Genomic DNA, 20,676 nt, shown 5'->3' with positions numbered 1-20,676 from the left:
CCTCAGTAGAAGACGGCTTCGGCGGAAGAGAAGACGGCGAGACACGCGGCCTGCATCCAGGCGACGCCCGGGTTGGGCGTGCCGGTGGCCTCCACGTCGCGCGCCAGTTGCACCAGCGTGTCGCGCTCCTCCTGGGTCGGGTCGCGCAGCCACGCGCGCCGCACCAGCGAAGTCATGGCCGTGGCCACCGCGGGGCTCGCGGCGTCCTTGAGCTTGCCGCCCGTGAGCGCGACGTCCTTGAACACCACCGCGGAGGAGGGCGCGTTCACGTCCAGCGCCACGCGGGCGTTGCAGGCGGAGAGCACGGTGCGCTCCACGGCGAGCGGCGTGGCGGCGCCCGTCACGGGGGCCGTCTCGTAGACGCTGTGCTGGTAGGGGTCGACGCCGCCCAGCGCGACGCCGTGCACGTCCAGGCACGGGTACTTGCCCAGTTCGTTGCACACGGCCGACGCGGGCAACTCCAGCGCCTGGGCCAGGTCCAACGACAGACGCTCGGGGCCCTTGAAGCGCAGGTTGCCCTTCTGGGACTTCGCGACGCCGCCGTCGTAGGTGGGAGTCACGCCAGGGCCCGCGCCGGGGCCGAGGTCGATGGCGACGGGCGGCTTGTCGGAGCAGCCCGTCACCGTGAGGAGGAGGCAGGTCAACAGCAGGCGTTCAGGGCGCACCGTAGGCCTCCGTGCGGATGAGGTCATGAAGCATCTTCTGCACGCGGTAGCCGTGCGTGGTGCGGAAGGCCTGCCACGTGCGGACGAACTCCGCGTGCTCCTCGGGCGTGGGCGGATGGCCGATGAGCAGCTTCCAGTAGTCGGTGACGGTGGAGATGGCGAAGGCGTCGCTGTTGGAGGCGACCTGCGCCCACTCCAGGAGGTTGTTCACCGGCTGGCCCAGGATGACGCCCTTCTCCGGCGTCTGGGCCAGGGTGGCGTCGTTGGGGAACAGCAGCTCCAGGCGGTTGGGCAGGTAGCGGTTGGACAGGCCGCCCGCGATGCCGTTGTAGTTGCGGTACGGATACGACAGCGGGTCGAGCGTCGCGTGGCACGCCGCGCACTGCTCGGCCTTCACGCCCTTGGCGTCGTAGTCCCGGGGCTCGCTGGCGACGCTGTGCAGGCCCTCCTGCTTCGCGATGTCCAGGCCCAGGTACGCGCGGTACATCTGCGAGGCGGCGTTGCGCGGCAGCGCGGTGAACATGACGAACGAGGTGAGCGTCCACGCGCTCGTCATGTTGCCGGCGCGGTGCAGTGCGTCCACCGTCTGCGAGGGCGTGGAGGTGACGGAGGTGTAGCGGGTGGGGTTCGCGCCGGAGCGCTTGACGAAGAAGTTCGCGGTGAGGACGTCGCGCGCGTCGTGGTCGTCCGTCTGGGACCACGCGAAGAGCGCGTAGTCGTCGTAGTAGTCGGCCAGGGGAATCTGGCCCGCGTCCTCGCCGGATTTGACGGAGCCGACGGGCCTGATCTTCGGGTGCGCGACCTTCCACAGCTGGCCGTGCTTGCCGCGCCAGAAGTCGCTCTGGAGGCAGCGGTCCAGCTCCTGGTCGATGAAGGCGCGTTGGCGCTCCTCGCTGCCCAGCTCCAGGAACGTCTGCACCTGCACGTAGGTGGGGGACACGCCGCAGAAGTCGCTCAGCAGCCGGCGGTACACGAAGCGCGCGTCGTACTGGCAGACCTTGAACTGGGGGTTCTCACCGCCGCCGCAGGTGCCGCTGGGCGGGACGCTGGTGGCGTCGCCGGGCAGGGAGCCCTGCTCGATCTCGAGCTGGTTGGGGGCCTTGTCGCCGTCGGTGTCCTCGTTGGCGATGGCGCGGAGCGCGGCGGGCAGCCCGAGCGCGAAGTCCGCGTTGGAGAGGGGGCGCGGCTTGCCGGGCGCGAGCGAGCCCTCCAGCGCCGTGCCGTAGGCGTTCCGCTGGGGCGGGGCCACATGGCAGTAGGTGCAGGCGGGCTGGGTGCCCTGGCACGCGGGCGCGGAGGGGTACTCGGCGCAGAAGGTGCTGGGGCCGGGGGGCTTGGCCCCGGCGGGGGTCGCGAACCCCAACAGCAGTCCGAGCACCAGCCAGCGGCTCGGGGTTTCAGGAAGTGGGGGCACGCGGGCTCCGGAAACGGGGGACAGGTCCTCGGTACGGACACTCCAACCCCGGGAATCAGAAACTGTTTCGGAGATTCGTGCGAGTGGGGAACTGTCGGACCTTCACCACCGCGTCCGCTCGATGAGGTGCCGGGCGACAGGGTCGGTGGAGAGGAGGGACACGGGGGCGCCCGCGACGCGCTCGACCTCCTCGAGGTGCTGGCGTGCCGCGTCGGTGAGCTGCTCGAAGCGCCGAGCGGCCCAGTTGCTCTCGGACAGCTCACCCACCAGGCCCCACGCCAGGTCCGTGGGGGCGTTGAGCGAGGCGGCCTTGCGCAGCCGCACCCAGTCGAACCCGGCCCCCTGCCGCGCTGCCTCCAGCGGCCCGGAGCGGCACACCAGGAGCGTCCGTCGCACCCGGCCCGGCGCGATGCCCGCCTCCGCCAGACAGCCGCTCGCGGTCGAGTCGCGCGCGGGGGCTCCGGGGTGCGGGTGCCCGCTGCCTTCGAGCAGCACGCGGTGTCCCCGCGCGAAGGCGTCATCCAGAACGTCCGCGGTGGGCCGCAGGAAGGGCCGGAGCGCCGCGACGTCCGCTGCGAGTCGCATCGTGGAAGGCCCCGCCTCCAGGCCCGGGTCCCCCGCCTGGAGGACGGCGGCGGGGTCGATGAAGAGCTGTCCGGGAGGGAGCCCCTGCACCTCCATCTCCAGGCGCAGGCGCTCCAGGGACAGGGGCGTTCCGGGGCCCAGCACCACCCACGCACCGGGCGCCGTGCGGGTGCCCGATGGGAGCTGCTGGAAGCGGGTGAAGTCCGCGGCATCGGGCGCCGGCTGTCCCACGTGGAGCCCGCCGACGCGGATCAGCACGTCGTAGCCCGGAGCGACATGCTCCGCGACCCGGCCCGTGTCCTCGTGGCCGTGCGGGCCTCCCACGAGCACGTCCACGAGCCGCTCCGAGGGACGTCCGAACAGCCCGAGCTGGCCGGCCACCCGCACGAGCACGGCGTCCGGCGCGGTCCGCTGTGTGTCCACGACGAGGTCCGCGAGCGGTGCCAGTGCATCCACCGCGAGTTCGGCGGGGTGTGCACGGGCCTCTTCAAACGCGGTGCCCGACATGCGCGAGCGCCGGGCCCGCTCCTCCTTCGACGCCTGCAGGTGCACGTGAACGACGCGCGCGCGCGGGCTCCTGCGAAGTCCCTCCACCTGGGGCGCGCTGCTCACGGCGTCCACCACGACGAGGTGGGAGCGGGGCGCATGGGAGGGGACGGCGGCGAGCACGGCGTCCGCCAGCCAGCGTCCTGCCGTCTCCCGGTCCAGCGAGGCGCCCAGGTCCTGCATCGGGCGTAGGCCCTCGCCCGTGCGAGGGAAGCGCTCCCGGAGGAAGTCCCGGGTGCTGAGCGGAAGGGCACCGAACCGCTGTACGAGCCGCTGCGCGAGCGTCGTCTTCCCCGCGCCGATGGGCCCCGACACCACCACCACCGTGACCGTCATGTTGGCTCCTCCTGGAGAAGAACCACCTTGGAGGCACGGAGGCGGGCTTCCCATACCCCGTCAGGGGGATGGCGGAGCGCGGACTACCGCCGTTGGGACACGCGCACCCAGTCCACTTCCATCGTCTGGGGCGCGTCGCGCACGAGGTCCACCGTGGCCTGGGGCACGCCGAAGTAGGGCTCCTTCGCGCCGTTGACGCCGGACGGATAGCTCCCGCCCACCGCGAAGTTGAAGATGATGAACAGGGGCTTGTCGAAGGCCCAGGCGCCGTGACGCTCGACCTCCGCGCGCGTCGTGGTCTTCACCAGCGCCCCGTCGATGTACCAGCGGACCTCCGCGGGCGAGGACTCCACGCGGTAGTCGTGCCAGTCGCTCACCGGCGTGCGCGGGTTGAACCGGCCGTTGATGGGCGTGTTGCCGGAGTAGCCCGGGCCGTGCAGTGCGACGGAGATCCACTCGCCGTAGCCGACGTTCTCCATGATGTCGAGCTCGCCACAGCCCGGCCAGCCTGCCGTGCGGATGTCATTGCCCAGCATCCAGAACGCGGGCCACAGGCCAATGCCCACCGGCAGCTTGATGCGCGCTTCGACGCGGCCGTGTTGGAACTCCCGCTTGCCCGCGCTCTCCACGCGGCCGGAGGTGAACGGGTAGCCATTGGCGGACTGAAGGCGCGCGGTGAGCTTCAGCGTGCCGCCGCTCACCGACACGTTGTCGGGGGACGTCGTGTATTGCTGCTGCTCGTCGTTCACGTGCACGTCGGTCTGGAGGGTCCAGTTGGAGGCATTGACGCTGTCGCCGTCGAACTCGTCGCTCCACACCTGGACCCAGTCGTCTCCGGCGCGCTTCTCCACGACCGGTGCTCCGGCGCAGGCCGTCAGCCCCAACACCAGCGCCCACGCGCCCAACGTCCTGCTCGGTCTCGATGACATGGTTGTTCCTCGAAGATGAGGCCAGGGTTCTACTGGAGCTGCCGTCGGTCCACCGGCGTGTTCGGGGGCTCGCCGCGATAGGGCTCGGCGGGGGGCAGCAGCAGCGACTCGTGCAGCCGGCCCTCCACATCCAGCGACATGTCCACCACGGGCTGGCGCACGGGCTCCACGCTACCGTCCGCATGCAGGAGCACGCCGCCGCCGTGCGGGATGCCCAGCCCTCGCGTGGGCAATCCCATCCGCCGCACCGCGAGCCTGAGCCCGGGCCAGTCCGCCGGCTCATGCACGCCGATGAGGAAGGGCGTGAGCCCCAGCACGGGGAAGGGCTCGCCCTCTTCGGGCAGGTCCTCGCACCACGCGCCTGTCCCCAGGTGCATGGCGCCCGCGGACACGCCCATCAGCACCGCACCCGCCTGGTGACGCTCACGCAGGAGCGTGTCCACCCCGTGCGCCTGGAAGGCGTCCCAGCCCACGCGCGGGTTGCCGCCCGCGAGGAGGATGACGTCGGCGTCCTTCAGCCACTCCAGGTCCTGCGCGGAGGGCGCGGCCGGGATGCTCCGGCAGCGGGTGATGCCGATGCCCTCCATGGCCGCGGTGAAGATCTCGTAGAACTCCGGCGCATCGCCGTTGGACGCGCCCAGGTAGGCCGCGCGCACGGGCGGCACGCGCAGGTCCGCCCCGGTGTGCACGCGTACGAAATCCAGGAAGGGGCGCCCCTCCACGCGCCAGAACAGCGGGGAGCTGTCAGCCAGCAGGAGGAGGGGCGGAAGCGGCATGGCCGGAGCCTACCGCCACTGATAGGCACGCACCCAGTCCACTTCCATCGTCTGGGGCGCGTTGCGCAGCAGGTCCACCGTGGACTGCGGCACGCCGTAGTAGGGCGTCGTCGCGCCGTTCATGCCGAAGGGGTAGCCGCCGCCCACCGCGAGGTTGAGGATGATGTACATCGGCTTGTCGTAGGCCCAGGCGCCGTAGCGCAGGACCTCGCTGCGCGGCGTCGTCTTCACGAGCGCCCCGTCGATGTACCACTTGATGTCCGTGGTCGAATATTCGGTGCGGTACACGTGCCAGGCGGTGACGCCGCCGGCCGGGTAGAAGCGGCCGTTGATGGGCGTGTTGCCGGAGTAGCCCGGGCCGTGCAGCGCCACCGACGTCCAGTCGCCGTAGCCGACGTTCTCCATGATGTCGAGCTCACCGCAGGCCGGCCAGCCCACCGTGCCGATGTCATTGCCCAGCATCCAGAACGCCGGCCACAGGCCCGCCCCCACCGGCATCTTGATGCGCGCCTCGATGCGACCGTGGCTGAACTCCCGCTTGCCCGCGCTCTCCAGCCGGCCAGAGGTGAACGGATAGCCATTGGCGGACTGAAGGCGCGCGGTGAGCTTCAGCGTGCCGTTGCTCACGGAGATGTTGCTGCTCGAGTTCGTGTACTGCTGCTGCTCGTTGTTCACGTGCACGGTGGTGTTGGGCGCCCAGTTGGACGCGTTGACGGTGGTGCCGTCGAATTCGTCGCTCCAGATCTGCACCCAGCGGTCCGTGCCGCCGCCCACGATGCCGAAGGAGAAGGCCTCCCAGCAGCCCGCGGTGGCGCGGTTGGCATACAGCGGCGCGCCGCCCTGGTTCGCGTCCGCGGACACGAACTGGCCGGTGCTCTTCGCCCTCAGGCCCACGGAGCCGTCCGGGAAGGGCACCCAGGTGAAGCGCTCCCAGTCGCCCACCGCCGTGCGGAACCCGGTGACCTGCCCGCCCGCGTTCGGATCCGCGGACACGTACAGGCCCGTCTCGCTCACGCGCAGGGAGATGAAGTCATTGCCCGCGTCCGCCACCTGGAACTGCTCCCAGCCCTGCGCGCTGTCGCGGTTGGCGACCAGCGGCGCGGTGGTGTTGAGGTTGCGATCCGCCGACACGAACTTCTGCGTCGCGCACGCCTTGAGCCACACCGTCTGGCCCAGCGGCGCCTGCGTGGCCGCCTGCGTCTGCGTGGTCACCGCTTCAGGCGTCTCCGGGGCGGGGGTGCCACCACACGCCGTGAGCCCCCACAGCAGCCCCAGCATCCACACTCCCGCTGTCTTCACCGTACTCGTTGCCATCGTCGTCCTCGGGGATTTAGGTAGGTCCTGGAAATTTGATTATCCTATTTTCCATGCAAAACAAACTTAACTGGAGCCTGGGTGCGCTGCTGGGAACGGCGCTCGCGGTGGTGCCCTGCGCGGTGCTCGCGGAGGGGCGTCCTTCGTTGGTGAACACGCGCATCGCGACGCCGTTCGGGTCCAACGGGCACTCGTCGACGGTGGATGGCCGCATCTTCATCGGCAACATCCGTGAGGACGCGGCAACCACGACGACCACCTGGATCGCGCGGGTGTTCCGTCCGGAGGCGGTGACGTACGACGCCTCGGGCAAGCCGTCGTTCTCCACGGCGTTCTCGGCGGGGAAGCGGGTGGACGTGCACAACGGGGAGAACGCGCTGGCGTTCTGCTTCCCCAACCCGGCGCAGCCCTATGCGCTTTCGAGCGGCGTGGCGGTGTACCAGCCGTTCCTCTTCGACTCGCAGATGTACAACGGGCCCAACCGCTTCCGGCGGCGCACGGTGGACGTGCGGGTGTCGCAGCCCTTCACGACGCAGGCGGAGGTCGCGTCCTTCAGCACGGGCGCGCTGGAGACGCTGACCACGGTGACGGGCGCGGGCATCTTCGGCATCGAGCCGACGATGACGTCCGACGGCCGGCTGCTCATCTTCCAGGGTGGGCCCGCGAACAACGGCGGCATCGACCACATGATGTACGCGTACAACCCCACGCCGTGCGCGGCCACGGGCTGGAGCAACCCGCGTCCGCTGTCGATGATGTTCAATGACGCGAACCCTGGCGTGAAGCGCTACCCGCTCGCGTGGAAGCGCCTGAAGGCGGCCACGGGCGAGGACTTCGGCGACACGACGTCCGGGGCCCTCGTCCGGGGCGCCTACGCCTGGGTGGACCACGAGGGGCGCAACCTCCTCTACATCGCCGTCACGTACACGGACGGCGCGAGGCGCGAGGCGGTCAGCCTGGTGGGCGCGGACACGAACTGGACCACGTACCACATCGACGGGGCCATCAACACGGACCGCATGGACCTGGCGCACCTCTTCTATTCCGGGCCGATGTGGAACTTCGAGCAGGAGCGGCTGCCGTCGCAGAACTTCCCGAGCGGACAGAGCAACGAGGCGCACTACCTGCCCGTGACGAAGACGCACGACGTGCTGGCGCTCTTCGGCAGCAACACGGCGGACTACAACGAGGTGGACCTGGGCGAGCTGATGGATCCGTTCCAGCTGCTCTTCCTGCCGATGAACGAGCTGGTCACCCGCGCGGGTGCGTATGACCTGACGCGCACGCCGGACCTGTCCGGGCGCTTCTTCACCGGCACGCTCCAGGGCGCGGCCTCCATCTCCGCCGGCAACGCGGTGACGCGCTCGGCGCCCACGGATTCGCTGTGGCAGCCGCACGGCAAGGGCAAGGCGCTGCTGGTGCCCGGCGGCAGCGCGCTCGCGGTGAACCTGACGGACGCCTCCGGCACGGTGCCCGGCGTGGGGGCGTTCGTGCGGGGCCTGTCGGTGGAGCTCGCGGTGCGGCCGGACGCGGACATCCAGCAGGGGTGCACCACCGGCAACCCGTACCGTTACCTGATGCAGAAGCAGGGTGGGCTGGACCTCATCTACGAGGCGAGCCACCAGGTGCAGTTCTCCCTGGTCGTCAACGGCCAGCGGGTGCGCCTGGGCGTCAGCCCCGCACTGCCCGTGGGGCAGTGGAGCCACCTGGCCTATACCTGGGACGGCGTCACCGGCGTGTTCAACGAGTACCTCAACGGCGTGCCCACGAACCGCGTACTGCCGGTTGCGCCGGGGACGGCCCGGCTGGGCACGGGGCCGCTGTTCATCGGCGCGGGCGCGAACCTGGATGCGCAGCGCTGCCCGGTGAATGGCGAGGGTTCGTTCCGGGGGGCCATCGACGAGGTGCGTCTCTTCACGCACGCGCGCTCCAACCGCAGCATCTGCATGACGGCGCACGGCGCGAACTGCCGCGAGGAGGCCATCCAGCACGCGCCCTCCGCGGGGCAGTTCGCGATGAGCGCGCAGTCGCCGACCTGCACGGGCACGCAGGCGCTGAACTCGCAGGGGTGTCTGTCCGCGATGCACCGGGTGTGCGCGCAGCGGGGCGCGGGCGATGCGATGGCGAGCACCACCAACACCTGGGGCACCATCATGCAGCTCGTGAGCAACCGTCCGCCCATCTCGCTCTCGGGAGTGCCGGTGGCGTCCACGGCCACGGATTTGACGGTGGCGTGCGCGCCCATCCAGCACCAGAGCGTGGCGGTGACGTTCGAGGAGCTGGCGCGGATCCACGCGGGTTGCACGGATGAGCGCAGGGTGACGGGGACGGACTGCACCGCCGCGGCGCACCGTTTCTGCAACAGCCAGGGGTGGACCACGGGGCAGGTGTTCGAGGTGACGTCCCGGCCGTGGGTGGGCTGCTTCAACTCCGGGCTCCAGACGAACGTGGAGCGGTCGCAGCTGGGCCCGGTGTCCAGCCTGGGCGACTACACCGCCGCCGGCTCCAGGCTGGAAGTGAGCCAGTGGTGCCGGGCCCGGGGCTACGGGGCGGGCGTCGTGCAGGAGATTCCGAGCGCGACGGCGGCCCACGTGCACTGCTTCCAGCCCGCGGTGACGGCCAGCTGGAAGTACGCGCCGTGAGGCGCTGAGCGCTGCTCAGGGCAGCATGGGTTGCAGGAGCCCGGCACGGGTCAGCAGTTCGGTCACGTGCCGGGCGAGTGCGACATGTTCGGGGTTGCCGACGGTCAGGCGCTCGGGGGTGAGGATGATGAGCGTGCCCCGGTCCTCCACGGGCTCCACGCGCACGGGGGCCGGCAGCGGCGGCACCGTCCCCCGGTGCCGGGCGAGGTACGTGACCCAGCCGAGGAACGTGCCCACGTCCGCGAACTCCGACACCTCGTCCCGATGAGCGTCGGAGGTGAAGACCCCCCAGGTCGGCTCCCAGGCCAGCACCATCGCGCGCAACAACTGGGTGATCGCTGACACGGAGAGAAGGCGCTCCGCGGCAAGCCCCTTCGACGGGGGCGTCAGGACACAGAGATCCACCGTATCGAGGGTGGGGGATCCGCAAGCGAAGTTGATGACACTGCTGTCGTCAGGCTTCCCGTTCCAGGCAGAGAAGGCGAGCTCTCCTCCACCCAGCTGGTATCTCGGCTTCTGGAAGAACCGGAGAAGCGTTGCGGCATCTGGGGTGAAGTGGGCCTTGAGTGCGGCTTCGCGGGAAGCTGCTTGCTCGAACCAACTGGCAAGACTCGGATCCAGGGCGGCCAGTCGCTGGAAGAGAAGCGCGGCGCGTCGGGAGCAGGCCTCCAGCGATTCGGGGCGCCCAGGCCAGTACACTCCTGCGTAGTAGGTCTCGGTCATGTGCGTCGGAACCCTTTCAGGCAGGGGGCGTGAAGAGGACCTGAACGCGCCCGAGACCGTTCCGCCTGAAGAGAGCGCGCACGTAGTCCGCGACCCTCCGCTCCGCGAAATGCCATTCCATGGGGAATCCCCGAGCCACCTGCTGCTGCCTCCTGGCCTGCCGGACCATGTCCGAGAATCCCTCGAACCATCCGCCTTGCTCTACCGCCTGGTCGAGAAACTTCTCATAGCCAGGCCCCTTGGCCTCCAGCAGCAATCGCTCGTTGAAGCCATCGAACTTCACGTCATCGATTTCGTAGACGAGGCCCTCGGGTGCCTGGGTGATCTGAGCCTGATACCTGCGCGCAGGCTCCTCCATGTGTTCCCGGGCGGGCTTCCACCTTCCAGGTCCACCGGAGGATGAGGCGCCTCCTCCCGCTGTGTTGGCGCGCAGGAGGATGACGGCGGCGCCGGGCCCGCCGCTCAAGACCGCCGCCGAGCGTTCCGCCGGTACCGCGACGCGCTCCAGCACCAGCGCGCCTTGGGCCGACAGCGAGAGCACCGGCACCGTGGCCTCCGTGCTCGCCAGCAGTCCGCGCACCGTGCGGGTCGTCGCGGAGGCCGTGCCCCAGGTGGCGATGACGCTCGTGGTGAGTCGGGCTGCCTCCTGGAGTTGCTCGCCGCGCGTCATGTACTGGAAGCGCTCCAGGTAGTCCGGCGAGGAGGCGATGAGGGCCACCAGGCCCGAGGGCAGGTGTCGCAGCGCCGCGAGGGCCTCTGCCGGGGAGTGGGAGAGCAGGGTGCCCAGGGCGACGGCCATTTCCGCGAAGGCGTCCTCGGCGCCGTCCAGCGTGCGGCTGAGGACGTCCGCGTCGTCATACACCTCGGCGAGCGGTGGCCCCGGCACGGTCCGCAGCTGCGCATCCGCGTGGCGGAAGACGCCGCTGCGTCCGCTGTAGAAGCGCCCCAGCTCGAAGTTACCAGCCCGGAACGCGCCGTCCTTCCAGGTGACGGGTGCCACCTTCTGCTGCGTACTTCCGTCCAGGGCCCACGCGAGGTAGCCGTCCGGCCGCAGCACCGCCACCTGCTCACGGGCAAAGCGCTGCACCCGGAGCAGCAGCGTCTCCCGCGAGACCTCACCGCCCTCCAGCACCTCGCGCAGCAGCAAGCCCGCCGCCATGCGCGGTGGGAAGGTGCCGAGCGTCACCGGCCGCTCCATCAACCGCCCGAGCACCTCGAGCGCGTCCTCGGGCGTGAAGGGATTGCGACGCAGCGGCAGCCCGTCCAACTCCTCCAATCCCGCGCGCACCAGCAGCGTCTCGAAGGCATCCAGGTCCAGCAGGCCCAGCTCCATCGCCTGCCGCGAGTGCTCGCCAGGGGAGGTGATGAGGGCCGTGCCCGGGGGCAGCCGCCCGGAGTGGCTGCGCTGCCGCAGCACTCGCGAGCCACCCCGCCCGGCAGGCGTCTCCACCCCGGTGCAGCCCGCGAAGAGCAGGCCCAGGCACACCAGCACGACCGTCACGCGCATCGTCCACCCTCCGTCCGAAGGGGGGAGCTTGCCCGGATTCGCTGGGGGAAGGGGCCGTGGTGACGCCCTACACGCGCTCCACGATGGTGGCGATGCCCTGACCACCGCCGATGCACATGGTGATGAGCGCCGTCGCCTTGCCGGTGCGCTCCAGCTCATCCAGCGCGGTGCCCAGCAGCATCGCGCCGGTGGCGCCCAGCGGATGGCCCAGCGCGATGGAGCCTCCGTTGACGTTCACCCGGTCCGGGTCGATGCCCAGCGCTCGCGTCGTCTGGACCACGACGCCCGCGAAGGCCTCGTTGATCTCCCACAGGTCGATGTCGCCCGCCTTCATGCCCGCCATGCGCAGGGCCTTCTCGCTCACCGGCGCAGGGGCGGTGAGCATCAGGAGCGGCTCGGTGCCCAGCGTCGCCATCGCGCGGATGCGGGCGCGGGGCTTGAGCCCCTTCTCCTTCACGTAGCGCTCCGACGCCAACGACACCACGGCGGCCCCGTCCACGATGCCGCTGGAGTTGCCGGCCGTGTGGAGGTGCTGGATGCGCTTCGCTCGCGGATAGGCGGACAGCGCAATCCCATCCAGCGTCTCCCCGTTCGGGCCCACGACGGTCTCTCCCATCGTGACGAAGGCAGGCTTCAACGCGGCGAGCCCCTCCGCGGTGGTGTCCGGGCGGGGGAACTCGTCACGCTCCAGCAGCACGGCGCCACTCGCCGGGTCCTTCACCGCGAAGAGCGACTTCGCGAAGCGGTGCTGCTCCACCGCCAGGGCCGCGTTCTTCTGCGAGCGCAGCGCCAGCGCGTCCACGTCCTCGCGCGTGATGCCCTCCAGCGTGGCGATGAGGTCCGCGCTGATGCCTTGCGGCACCTGGAAGACACGCTCGCGCAGGCGCACGTTGCCGCCGTCCTGGCCGCCGCCGTCCGCGCCCAGCGACAGGTGCGACATGCTCTCCACTCCGCCCGCGACCACGAAGTCCATCGCGCCGGAGGCCACGCCCATCGCGCCGAAGTTCACCGCCTGCAGGCCGGAGCCGCAGAAGCGGTTGAGCGACACGGCGGACACCTCCTGCGGCCAGCCCGCCGCCAGCACCGCGTTGCGCGCGATGTTCGCGCCCTGCTCGTTCACCTGCGAGACACACCCCGCGATGACGTCGCCCACCTCGCGCGCATCCCAGCCTCCACGCCGCTTCAGCTCGTTGAGCACCTGCGCGAGCAGCTCCTGCGGGTGCAGCCCCGTGAGGGCGCCCTTGCCCATCTTCCCGCGCCCACGCGGGGTCCGGACGGCGTCGATGATGTAGCTGGCGGTCATGGCTGGCTCCTTGGATTTCAGATGTAATATTACGCGCGTAATTTTCAAGTCAAGGCAAGCGACCTGGGAACGACGACGGGCCCGGTATCTGGATGGCACCGGGCCCGTCGCGGGGGAGCGAAGCGTTGAGGAGGCGACCTACCCGGCGGCCCGCATGGACAGGTGGATGGGGGTGGGGTGCGCCAGGTTGTCGCTCACGGGGCCGCGCGTTTCGATCTCACGCCGGAGGCGGACGAGCTGCTCCGGGGGCGCCGCCCCGGATGTGTCGTGCCGGGCCTGCCCCCTTCAGTGTTGATGAGCTTGAAGTCCCACGCGTCCAGCGCAGACAGCGTGGAAGGGGGTCCACTACAAGGGGCAGGACGTTCCGCCCTCCCTCCTGGGCGTGAATGGCGTTCCACCTTGGGGGGGAGTCAGCGGGTACCTTGACCCCTCAACAGCGACTCGTCCTGGGGATCGCCGTGCTCGCCTCGCTCGTCACGTTCCTGGACGGGGCGATCATCAACGTCGCGCTGCCGGCGATGGTCCGGGACCTGGGCGGGGGGCTCTCGCTCCAGCAGTGGGTCGTGGATGCGTACCTCATCACCCTGGGCGCGCTGATGCTGGTCGCGGGCTCGCTGTCCGATGCGTTCGGGCGCAAGCGCATCCTGCGCCTCGGGCTCCTGGGCTTTGGCGTGACGTCGGTGCTGTGCGCGCTGGCCCCCTCCGGCACCGTGCTCATCCTTGCTCGTGGGCTGCAAGGCGCCGCGGGGGCGCTGCTGGTGCCGGGCTCGCTCGCGCTCATCCTGTCCTTCTTCTCCGGACCCGCGCAGGCCAAGGCCATTGGCGCGTGGACCGGCTGGACGGGTGGGGCGTTCATCGCGGGCCCTCTCGTCGGTGGGCTCCTGGTCGACACCGTGGGCTGGCGGTGGATCTTCGGCATCAACGTGCTGCCCATCGCGCTGACCCTGGTGCTGCTCGCACGACTGGAGGAGCCGCCCCAGCCGGAGGGCGCACGCATCGACGTGCCCGGCGCGCTCCTCGCGTGTGTGGGATTGGGCGGCCCCGTCTATGCGCTCATCGAACAGGGGAAGGTCGGCTGGACACACCCGACGGTGTGGATGTCCCTGGCCATCGGCGTGCCGGCGTTCGTCGCGTTCCTGGTGCAGGAGCAGCGCAGTTCGCACCCGATGATGCCGCTGGGCCTGTTCCGGGAGCGGAACTTCTGGGTGGGCAACCTCGCCACCACGGCCATCTATGGCGCGCTGTCGCTGGGCATGTTCGTCATCACGCTCTTCCTTCAGGAAGTGGGCGGCTTCCGCGCGACGACAGCGGGGCTGGCGTTGATGCCGACGACGGTCATCATGCTGTTGCTGTCGTCCGTGTTCGGCGGGCTCGCCGGGCGCTTCGGGCCGCGCCTGTTCATGGCGGTGGGGCCGTGCGTCGCGGGCTGCGGATATCTATTGATGCTGAAGGTCCGCGAACCGCTCGACTTCTGGACCCAGATGCTGCCGGGCGTGGGGGTGTTTGGCCTGGGGCTGACGATGACGGTCGCGCCGCTGACGGCGGCGGTGCTCGGGTCCATCCGGAGCGAGCAGGCCGGCATCGGCTCGGCCATCAACAACGCCGTGGCCCGGGTGGCGGGGCTCATCGCCATCGCGCTCACCGGGCTCATCGTGGGCCCGCGATTGGACGTCGCGGGCTTCCACCGGGCGATGCTCACCACCGCCGTCCTGCTCATCCTGGGCGGAGTCATCTCCGCCGTCGGCATCCGCAATCCCCCGCGCAGGGCGTGAGGCGCGGCGTCAGTCCTCGCGGGGTCCCATCGAGAAGTACACGGCTTCGGTCCCGAGGTTGAACGTGTCCCCGTCCTCGATCTTCTGGCGCTTGATGCGCTGGTGGTTGATCCAGGTCCCGTTCGAGGAGTCCAGGTCCTCGATGAAGAAGTCGTTGCCCACGCGCACGATGGCGGCGTGCTCGCGGGAGACGCGCCCGGACTTCACGGTGAGGCTGCAGTTCGGGCCCCGGCCCAGCGTGAAGCGCGGCACGTCCACCATGACGGCGGGCCCTCCCGGCGCGAGCCGCACGAACAACTCCAGCGGCTGCGGGGCCTGGGGGACGTTGGTGGAGTTCTGCCGCTTGCCGGAGCCCCTGGACTCCTCGGGCTCCTCGGCGTCAGCCTCGCCGTGGGCCTGCTCCTCCTGTTCGTCCGAAGCCTCGGCGCGGGAGTCTTCCTCCTCGGCGGAGTCGTCTTCGGCACCTGCGTCGTCCGAGGCTTCCTCGTCGGAGCCCTCGGTCGTTTCGGCTCCGACAGCCGCTGCGATGCTGGCGTCGTCCTCGCTGTCCTCCTCCGCGTCGGCGGGCTTCTCGTCTCCGGAGTCTGCGGAGTCATCGGAGGCTTCGTCCTCCGCTTCGCCCATGTCCGACTCGCCCGTGTCCCCGGTCGCCTCGTCCTCGTCGGACTCCTCCTCGTCCTCCTCCGACTCCTCATCGTCGTCAGAAGCCACGTCGTTGCCGTCGGACTCATCCTCGTCCGAAGGCTCCTCGTCGTCCGCCTCCTGCTCGGACTCCGCTTCATCGGACGGCACCGGAACGTCGCGAGGCAGCACGGTCGCATCCACCGCCGCCAGCACCTCCTTCATCCGGGTCCGCACGAAGGCGACGTCATCGCTCACGGGCGCCGCGGCCTTCGCCGGCTCCTGGGCTTCCACCGCCACGGCAGGCGCGGCCGGCTCCTTCACGGCCGGGCTGACGGCAGCCACGGCGGCCACGGCCTCCGCCGGGCGGGAGACGGGCTCAGGGGCCCGGGGCTCCGCAGCGGGCGGGCGCGGCGTGGCCGGCGCTTCCACGGGAATCGACTGCGCGACCGCCGACGTCGCACCGAGCAACACGGGCGTCGGCGCCACGTAGCCGTTCTGCTTCGCGAGCAGGAACAGGGCCTGGGCCACCAGGGCATCCCGGTCCACGCCCAGGTCGTGGCTCATCTGCTCCAGGGCCCGCCACAGGGGCTCCGCGACCTCGATGGTTTCACGAATCCGCTTCATCACTAGCTGCCCCTCAGATTGCTCTGCCACGGCGACACATGGTCGGAGTCGTTGAGCCAATAGAACATCGCCTGCGTCTCCGCGTACTGCCGCTCCGCGATGGACACCAGGTTCGGGTGGAGCTCACCCAGCGGCACGCCCTCGAACGAGAAGCCCTCACCGGCCGCCGAGCCGTCTCCGCCCCGCAGCCGCCGGTCCCGGCTCTGCCACAGCCGCTGGGAGGCCTGTCCTGCCCCCTGGCCATAGTCCGCGGGAGGCGAAAGCCGCGTCGGCATCCGGAACGTCTTCTCTCCGCACGCCCACAGCAGCCACGTCAGCGCGCTCCAGTCCGAGCGCATCACGAGCACCAGGTCCGCGAGCCCCCGGCCCGTGTCCAGCGTCTCGTCGATCTCCACCTGCTCGTCCCCGAACTCCAGCTCCAACTGCTCCAGCTTCACCGGCCCCGCGGGCAGCAGCCCGGACAGGTCCGGTGGCAACCAGGGCAGCGAGGCGCCGGGCTTGAACCGCTGGAGCAGCTCCGCGCGCAGCAGCTGGATCCGCGTGGCGTACTTGCGCACCACCTGCTGGATGGACTCCAGCGGCTGCTGGGGCCCTTCCGGGAGTCCGTCGTAGGTGCAGCGCGGAGCCTCCTGGCCCGCCCAGAAGTCGAAGCGGGGGAACAGCGCCCGGGCATAGGTGCTCAGGAACCGCGCGGTGTCCGGCTCCACCGTCGCGAGCTGTTCGGCGTCGTGCTGCACCTGCTCCGGCTGCCCCAGGTTCAACAGGATGAGCCCCCGGGTGAACAGGTACGCCTTGCGCTCCGGCGCGAGCAGCAGCGCCGCGTGGATGAAGTCCAGCGCCGCGCGCGGCCGGTCCGTCTGGTCCAGCAGCACGGCGTAGGCCCTCAGGAGCGTGGCCGCCTCACCGCCTCGCATGAGGCAGTCCGCCATCGGGGCCCACCGCTCGCCCGCCTCCTGCACCACCGACATCGCCAGCGCGTGCGCCGACTGCCGCGTGCGGGGCAGGGTGAGCTGCTCCAACCACTCCGTCAGCGGCTGGAGGTCCATCGCGGTGGCGCACGCTCGCGCCGTGGCCAGCAGGGCCTCCCGGTAGCGCTTCTCCGCCCGGGCCTGCCGCGCGAACTCGCGCCACGCCTCCGCGGTGCGCGGGAGGTTGGAGAACACCGGCGAGCGCTCCAGGGCCTCTTCGTCCTGCGCCAGCCCCAGGTCGCGGGTGAGCACCACCTGGCGCTGGGCATCCAGGAGCGACCACACGCCCGCCGCGAGGTTGCCCTCCGCCTGACCCTCGTCGAAGTGGACGCGGAAGTCCGCGTAGGTGTCCACCGCGCGCGAGCGGTAGTGCCCGTGGCGCAGCCCGTCCACGTACTCGGCCTCCCAGAGCAGCTGGCCCTGGCGGTCCCAGAAGCGGACGAGCCCGTGGCGCTCGCCCTCGGCGTTGAGCGACACGCGGGCCCACTGGTCCAGGTCCTCGCGCAGCTCCGCGTCCTCGGGCAGGTGGGCCGGGCGGACGGGGTAGGGCTCGCCGGTGGTGGGAATCACGCGCTGCCCGGTGCCGTCGAAGTGCAGCACCTGCCGCACCTCGCCCTGGTCGTAGAGCATCACGGTCTTCCTCACCCGCTCGCTCACGCCGTTCTCGTGCATGCGCTCGCTGGTGAAGTGCTCGGACGCGTACCAGGTGCGCGGGCCGTGGAGCTGGCCCTGCTCGAAGGTGCCCTCCTGCGACACGGAGCCGTCCTCGTGGAAGCGCTTGAACACGCCGTGCGGCGTGCCCTGCTTCATCACGCACTCGTTGCAGAGGGTGCCGTCCGCGCGCCAGAACTTCCAGGTGCCGTGCTGCCGGCCCTTGGAGTCCTTGGGCCCGAAGGTCCACTCCGCGTCGCCCGCGTCCCACGTCGCGCCCTTGGGGACGCCGGGGGGCGGCTTGCCCGCCTCGGTGAGCCGCCGGTTCGCGGCGCGGCGCTTCTCCTCGGCCACGTCCACCGCCGCAAGCCGGCCCAACAGCACGTCCAGCGCGTCGGCGGACATCACGCCGGAGGCGCGGTGGACCTCCAGCCCGTCCTTGAAGGCGATGACCAGGGGCATGGCCTCGATGCCCAGGGGCTCGGCCAGCGCCTCCTGCGCCTCGGTGTCGAGCCGGGCGAAGGTGATGGCCGGGAACCTCGCCGCCGCCGCCGTGAAGAGGGGCGTGAACTCATGGCAGGGCGCACACCACGGCGCCCAGCAGTCCACCACGCACACCCCGGGGCGCCGGGTGACTTCCTGGTAGTTCTCCGGGGTCAACTCGACCGGCACTGCTCCTGCCACGACCGCTCCTGCTCAAGGGGAGGCCGGATAAGACGGGTGCCCGGGACGCGCGTCAACCGGCGCGTCACGGGCTGGCGACTTCCGGGCCTCAGTCGATCTGCAACTCGGCGATCTTGTGCGGCTTGTCGCTGATGGCGTCCATGAGCTTCCCGATGCCGAAGGTCAAGAGGCCGATGCCCGCGCCCACCGCCATGCCCAGCGGGCCGCCAATCGCGCCCACCGCCACCGCGCCGCCGAGGCTGCCCGCGATGCCGATGGCGCCCTTGGCGATCTGCGCCCCGTCCTTGACCTTGGAGCCGTTGACGATGTCGAACACGCCGCCCACCGTGCCGCCCACGGCGCCCAGCACGTTGGCCGCGCCGCCCACGCTCTTGAGGGCGGAGAGCGCCTTGCTCCCGGCGCTCGCCGTCACACCGGCCACCTTGCCGATGCCGCCCATGTTCTTCACCGAGTCCAGCACCGCGCTGGTGACGGCGCCCGCCACCTTCGGGTTCGCCACCGCCTTCGCCCACGCCATGGTCTTCGCCCCGGTGGGCGCCGTGGTGGCGGCGGCCTGGCCGGAGGTCTTGAAGCCCTTGATGGCCTCCGCGAAGCCCTGGCCGCCCGTGTAGAGGTTCAGCGCGCCGTTGGCCGTGTCCGTCACGCCCTTCACGATGTCCGGCATGTTGTTGTCGCGGATGCCCCGCGCCAGGAACATGCCGCCGGACACCACGCCCGCCACGCCGCCCAGCGCGCTCGCGCCGCCCTGCGCCGCGCCCAGGCCGTTCTTGATGGCGTCCTTGCCCAAGAGGGCCGAGGCCTGCGCGGGCAGCCGGTCCGCGTCCTGGCTCAGGTTCTTGAGGACGCTCAGCGCCTGCGCGCCGCCGCTGTTCGCGTACTGGTTCACCGTGCTGGTGGTGGAGAGGGTCGCCTGCTCCAGCAGGAGCTTGCCGAACGCGTCGTCCTTGAAGTCGTCCGGGTTGGAGACGTCGCGCATGTCGCGGCCTTCGGGGCCGGACAGCTGGAGCTTCTCGCCGTCCTTGCCCAGCTCGTGCACGCCCTTGCGGCCCTCCACGTCCGTCACCGTGGTGCGCGAGTTGATGAGCTGCGCGCCCTCACCGGACAACAGCGACGTGTCCTCCTTGAGGGCCGTCTCCGTCTTGTTGTCCTTCGTGCGCTTGGTCTCCAGCGACTCCTGCAGCTCCAGCCCCGCGTCCGTCGCCTTGCGGCTGCTGTTGTAGTGCTGCTCCAGGTCGGAGCCGTCCGCCTCGCGGCTCCTGGAGTCCATCTTCTCCACGGAGCCGTCCTGGCCGAAGGTGGTGGACGACTCGCCGTTCACCGGCACGCGCTTGGAGGAGTCCTCCTTCTCGAAGGTCTTGCCCTCGAACTTCTCCTTCACGGTGTTGCCCTCGCGCGTCCGCTCCGTCTTGATGGTCGCGTCCGGGTAGCCTTCGATGAAGGTCTGCGAGTCGAGCCGGTCCGGGCCCTTCTGCATGTCCACCGTCCAGCGCTTCGGCGGGCGGCCCTTGCCCGCCTTGTCCGCGTCCCAGTTCTCCCCGCCGCCCTTGCCGTAGTCGTCGCGGACCTTGTGCAGGCCTTCCATCGTGTGCGGCCCGGGGCCCGCGAGCTTCGTGTGGGCGTCCAGCGTGCGGTCCACGTAGGACGTCGCCTTCACGTTGTCCTGGGAGAAGTCCTGCACGCGGCTGTACTGCACGTCGCCCTGCGAGCCGTCCTCACCCGGGGGCGGAATCGTATAGGTGTACGTGTCCGCGCGGTCCACCGGCTTGTCGAAGTCGAACGGGCCCTTGAGCTTGTTGTCGATGGAGCCGCCCCCCTTCTGCTGGTAGTAGGCGGTGCGGCTCGTCTGCGCGCCGCCGTCCGCCTGCGAGTACGCGTCCGTGATCAACCGGTCGCCGTCCTTGTGCGGCTCCACGTGCACCGCGTTGTGCGTGTACGTGAGGCCCTTGTCCTTCACCTTGGAGATGTCGTCGAAGGACTTGAGGTCCGCGGCCCCGGTCTTGTCGCCCTTCCACTCCGCGCGCTGCACCACCGAGCCGCCGTCCGCCTTCAGCTCCAGCCGGTCGCGCGTGTGGGTGCCGTCCTCGTAGGTGGCGGTGTCCATCGTCACCGCGCCGTCCTTCTTCGTCGCCACCGAGCGCTCGATGATCTCCTTCTCGCCGTTGACGCGGGTGAGCTCCACCTCCGTCTCGGACAGGCGCTTGACGGAGGCGCCCTCGGGCACGGGCTCCTTGCCGTCCGCCATGGAGAAGAGCTTGTCGGCCTGTTCGGTGGTCTTCTCCCGCAGCGCCCGCTGCGCATCCGCCGTCTCGGTGCGGCGCTCGCCCACGCTCTTGAGCTCCACGGCCTGCTTCGCCTTGTCCTCACCGGACACCGTCTGACGCTCGGGAGGAGGCCCGTCCACGGCCGCCTTCGCCACGGGCTTCTCCGCGGCGCTCGCGGCGAGGCCCTTCCTCAGGCTCGCGATGGCCGGCGCGGCAGCGGCCTCGCCCAGCACCGGGCCCGTGGCGGCCTTCTTCGCCTCGAACGAATCGCCGACGGCGGCCGGCTTCTTCTCCTCCGCCGGCGCGGCGGTGGCCTTCTGAGGGGCGGCCTTGTCGGTGATGACGGGGAGGG

General features: G+C 70.6%; 14 protein-coding genes. 2 read left to right on the top strand and 12 right to left on the bottom strand.

All coding sequences use genetic code 11. From position 1 onward, the window contains the following. Nucleotides 1-2: 2 nt before the first annotated feature. The 6 genes from D7X12_RS16555 to D7X12_RS16530 form a co-directional block, all read right to left on the bottom strand. Complete coding sequence (locus D7X12_RS16555; protein WP_244224601.1) at nt 3-665, bottom strand: hypothetical protein; 663 nt, start codon at nt 663-665, stop codon at nt 3-5. Next, nucleotides 655-2,079: a hypothetical protein gene (locus D7X12_RS16550; RefSeq protein ID WP_244224600.1), complete on the bottom strand. Its 1,425-nt coding sequence runs from the start codon at nt 2,077-2,079 to the stop codon at nt 655-657. Before D7X12_RS16550 ends, D7X12_RS16555 begins: the two co-directional genes overlap by 11 nt. Before the next feature lie 102 nt (nt 2,080-2,181). Beyond that, on the bottom strand, nt 2,182-3,546 hold the full coding sequence (locus D7X12_RS16545; protein ID WP_158620061.1) for an AAA family ATPase: 1,365 nt from the start codon (nt 3,544-3,546) through the stop codon (nt 2,182-2,184). 83 nt (nt 3,547-3,629) lie between these two features. Then, the gene (locus D7X12_RS16540; protein ID WP_120626228.1) at nt 3,630-4,475 is read right to left on the bottom strand and encodes a glycoside hydrolase family 16 protein; all 846 of its coding nucleotides are present in this window, start codon (nt 4,473-4,475) and stop codon (nt 3,630-3,632) included. Nucleotides 4,476-4,504: 29 nt separating this feature from the next. Next, complete coding sequence (locus D7X12_RS16535; RefSeq protein ID WP_120626227.1) at nt 4,505-5,251, bottom strand: Type 1 glutamine amidotransferase-like domain-containing protein; 747 nt, start codon at nt 5,249-5,251, stop codon at nt 4,505-4,507. A gap of 9 nt (nt 5,252-5,260) precedes the next feature. Continuing rightward, nucleotides 5,261-6,565: a family 16 glycosylhydrolase gene (locus D7X12_RS16530; RefSeq protein WP_120626226.1), complete on the bottom strand. Its 1,305-nt coding sequence runs from the start codon at nt 6,563-6,565 to the stop codon at nt 5,261-5,263. Nucleotides 6,566-6,618: 53 nt separating this feature from the next. On the opposite strand from D7X12_RS16530, the gene D7X12_RS16525 reads away from it, so the two are divergent. After that, nucleotides 6,619-9,207 (top strand): LamG domain-containing protein, encoded by a 2,589-nt coding sequence (locus D7X12_RS16525; RefSeq protein ID WP_120626225.1) that lies wholly within the window; start codon nt 6,619-6,621, stop codon nt 9,205-9,207. A 15-nt stretch (nt 9,208-9,222) separates the two neighbouring features. On the opposite strand, the gene D7X12_RS16520 is transcribed toward D7X12_RS16525, so the two are convergent. From D7X12_RS16520 to D7X12_RS16510, 3 genes are all read right to left on the bottom strand, one after another. Continuing rightward, nucleotides 9,223-9,930: an immunity 52 family protein gene (locus D7X12_RS16520; RefSeq protein ID WP_120626224.1), complete on the bottom strand. Its 708-nt coding sequence runs from the start codon at nt 9,928-9,930 to the stop codon at nt 9,223-9,225. A gap of 16 nt (nt 9,931-9,946) precedes the next feature. After that, the gene (locus D7X12_RS16515; protein ID WP_244224599.1) at nt 9,947-11,437 is read right to left on the bottom strand and encodes a Tox-REase-5 domain-containing protein; all 1,491 of its coding nucleotides are present in this window, start codon (nt 11,435-11,437) and stop codon (nt 9,947-9,949) included. 67 nt (nt 11,438-11,504) lie between these two features. Beyond that, a complete protein-coding gene (locus D7X12_RS16510) occupies nt 11,505-12,740 on the bottom strand; it encodes an acetyl-CoA C-acetyltransferase (protein WP_120626223.1) in 1,236 nt (411 codons plus the stop codon). Nucleotides 12,741-13,162: 422 nt separating this feature from the next. Between D7X12_RS16510 and D7X12_RS16500 the strand changes: the two genes are divergently transcribed. After that, complete coding sequence (locus tag D7X12_RS16500; protein WP_244224598.1) at nt 13,163-14,512, top strand: MFS transporter; 1,350 nt, start codon at nt 13,163-13,165, stop codon at nt 14,510-14,512. 9 nt (nt 14,513-14,521) lie between these two features. On the opposite strand, the gene D7X12_RS16495 is transcribed toward D7X12_RS16500, so the two are convergent. The 3 genes from D7X12_RS16495 to D7X12_RS42910 form a co-directional block, all read right to left on the bottom strand. Continuing rightward, on the bottom strand, nt 14,522-15,760 hold the full coding sequence (locus tag D7X12_RS16495) for an FHA domain-containing protein (RefSeq protein ID WP_120626221.1): 1,239 nt from the start codon (nt 15,758-15,760) through the stop codon (nt 14,522-14,524). 2 nt (nt 15,761-15,762) lie between these two features. Next, the gene (locus D7X12_RS16490) at nt 15,763-18,063 is read right to left on the bottom strand and encodes a thioredoxin domain-containing protein (RefSeq protein WP_120626220.1); all 2,301 of its coding nucleotides are present in this window, start codon (nt 18,061-18,063) and stop codon (nt 15,763-15,765) included. An 88-nt stretch (nt 18,064-18,151) separates the two neighbouring features. Beyond that, nucleotides 18,152-20,676 (bottom strand): hypothetical protein (locus D7X12_RS42910; RefSeq protein WP_120626219.1); only part of this gene is annotated, 2,525 nt, incomplete at its 5' end.

This window comes from Corallococcus sicarius, assembly GCF_003611735.1.
GTDB lineage: Bacteria > Myxococcota > Myxococcia > Myxococcales > Myxococcaceae > Corallococcus > Corallococcus sicarius.
The sequence above is the reverse complement of the archived record's forward strand: the minus strand, read 5'-3'. Positions and strand labels throughout refer to the sequence as shown.

Bases quoted from the DNA above. Each gene is read 5' to 3' on its own strand.
- D7X12_RS16530 (WP_120626226.1), bottom strand. From the start codon at position 6,565: ATGGCAACGAGTACGGTGAAGACAGCGGGAGTGTGGATGCTGGGGCTG.
- D7X12_RS16520 (WP_120626224.1), bottom strand. From the start codon at position 9,930: ATGACCGAGACCTACTACGCAGGAGTGTACTGGCCTGGGCGCCCCGAA.
- D7X12_RS16495 (WP_120626221.1), bottom strand. From the start codon at position 15,760: ATGAAGCGGATTCGTGAAACCATCGAGGTCGCGGAGCCCCTGTGGCGG.
- D7X12_RS16510 (WP_120626223.1), bottom strand. From the start codon at position 12,740: ATGACCGCCAGCTACATCATCGACGCCGTCCGGACCCCGCGTGGGCGC.
- D7X12_RS16525 (WP_120626225.1), top strand. From the start codon at position 6,619: ATGCAAAACAAACTTAACTGGAGCCTGGGTGCGCTGCTGGGAACGGCG.
- D7X12_RS16545 (WP_158620061.1), bottom strand. From the start codon at position 3,546: ATGACGGTCACGGTGGTGGTGGTGTCGGGGCCCATCGGCGCGGGGAAG.
- D7X12_RS16535 (WP_120626227.1), bottom strand. From the start codon at position 5,251: ATGCCGCTTCCGCCCCTCCTCCTGCTGGCTGACAGCTCCCCGCTGTTC.
- D7X12_RS16540 (WP_120626228.1), bottom strand. From the start codon at position 4,475: ATGTCATCGAGACCGAGCAGGACGTTGGGCGCGTGGGCGCTGGTGTTG.
- D7X12_RS16515 (WP_244224599.1), bottom strand. From the start codon at position 11,437: ATGCGCGTGACGGTCGTGCTGGTGTGCCTGGGCCTGCTCTTCGCGGGC.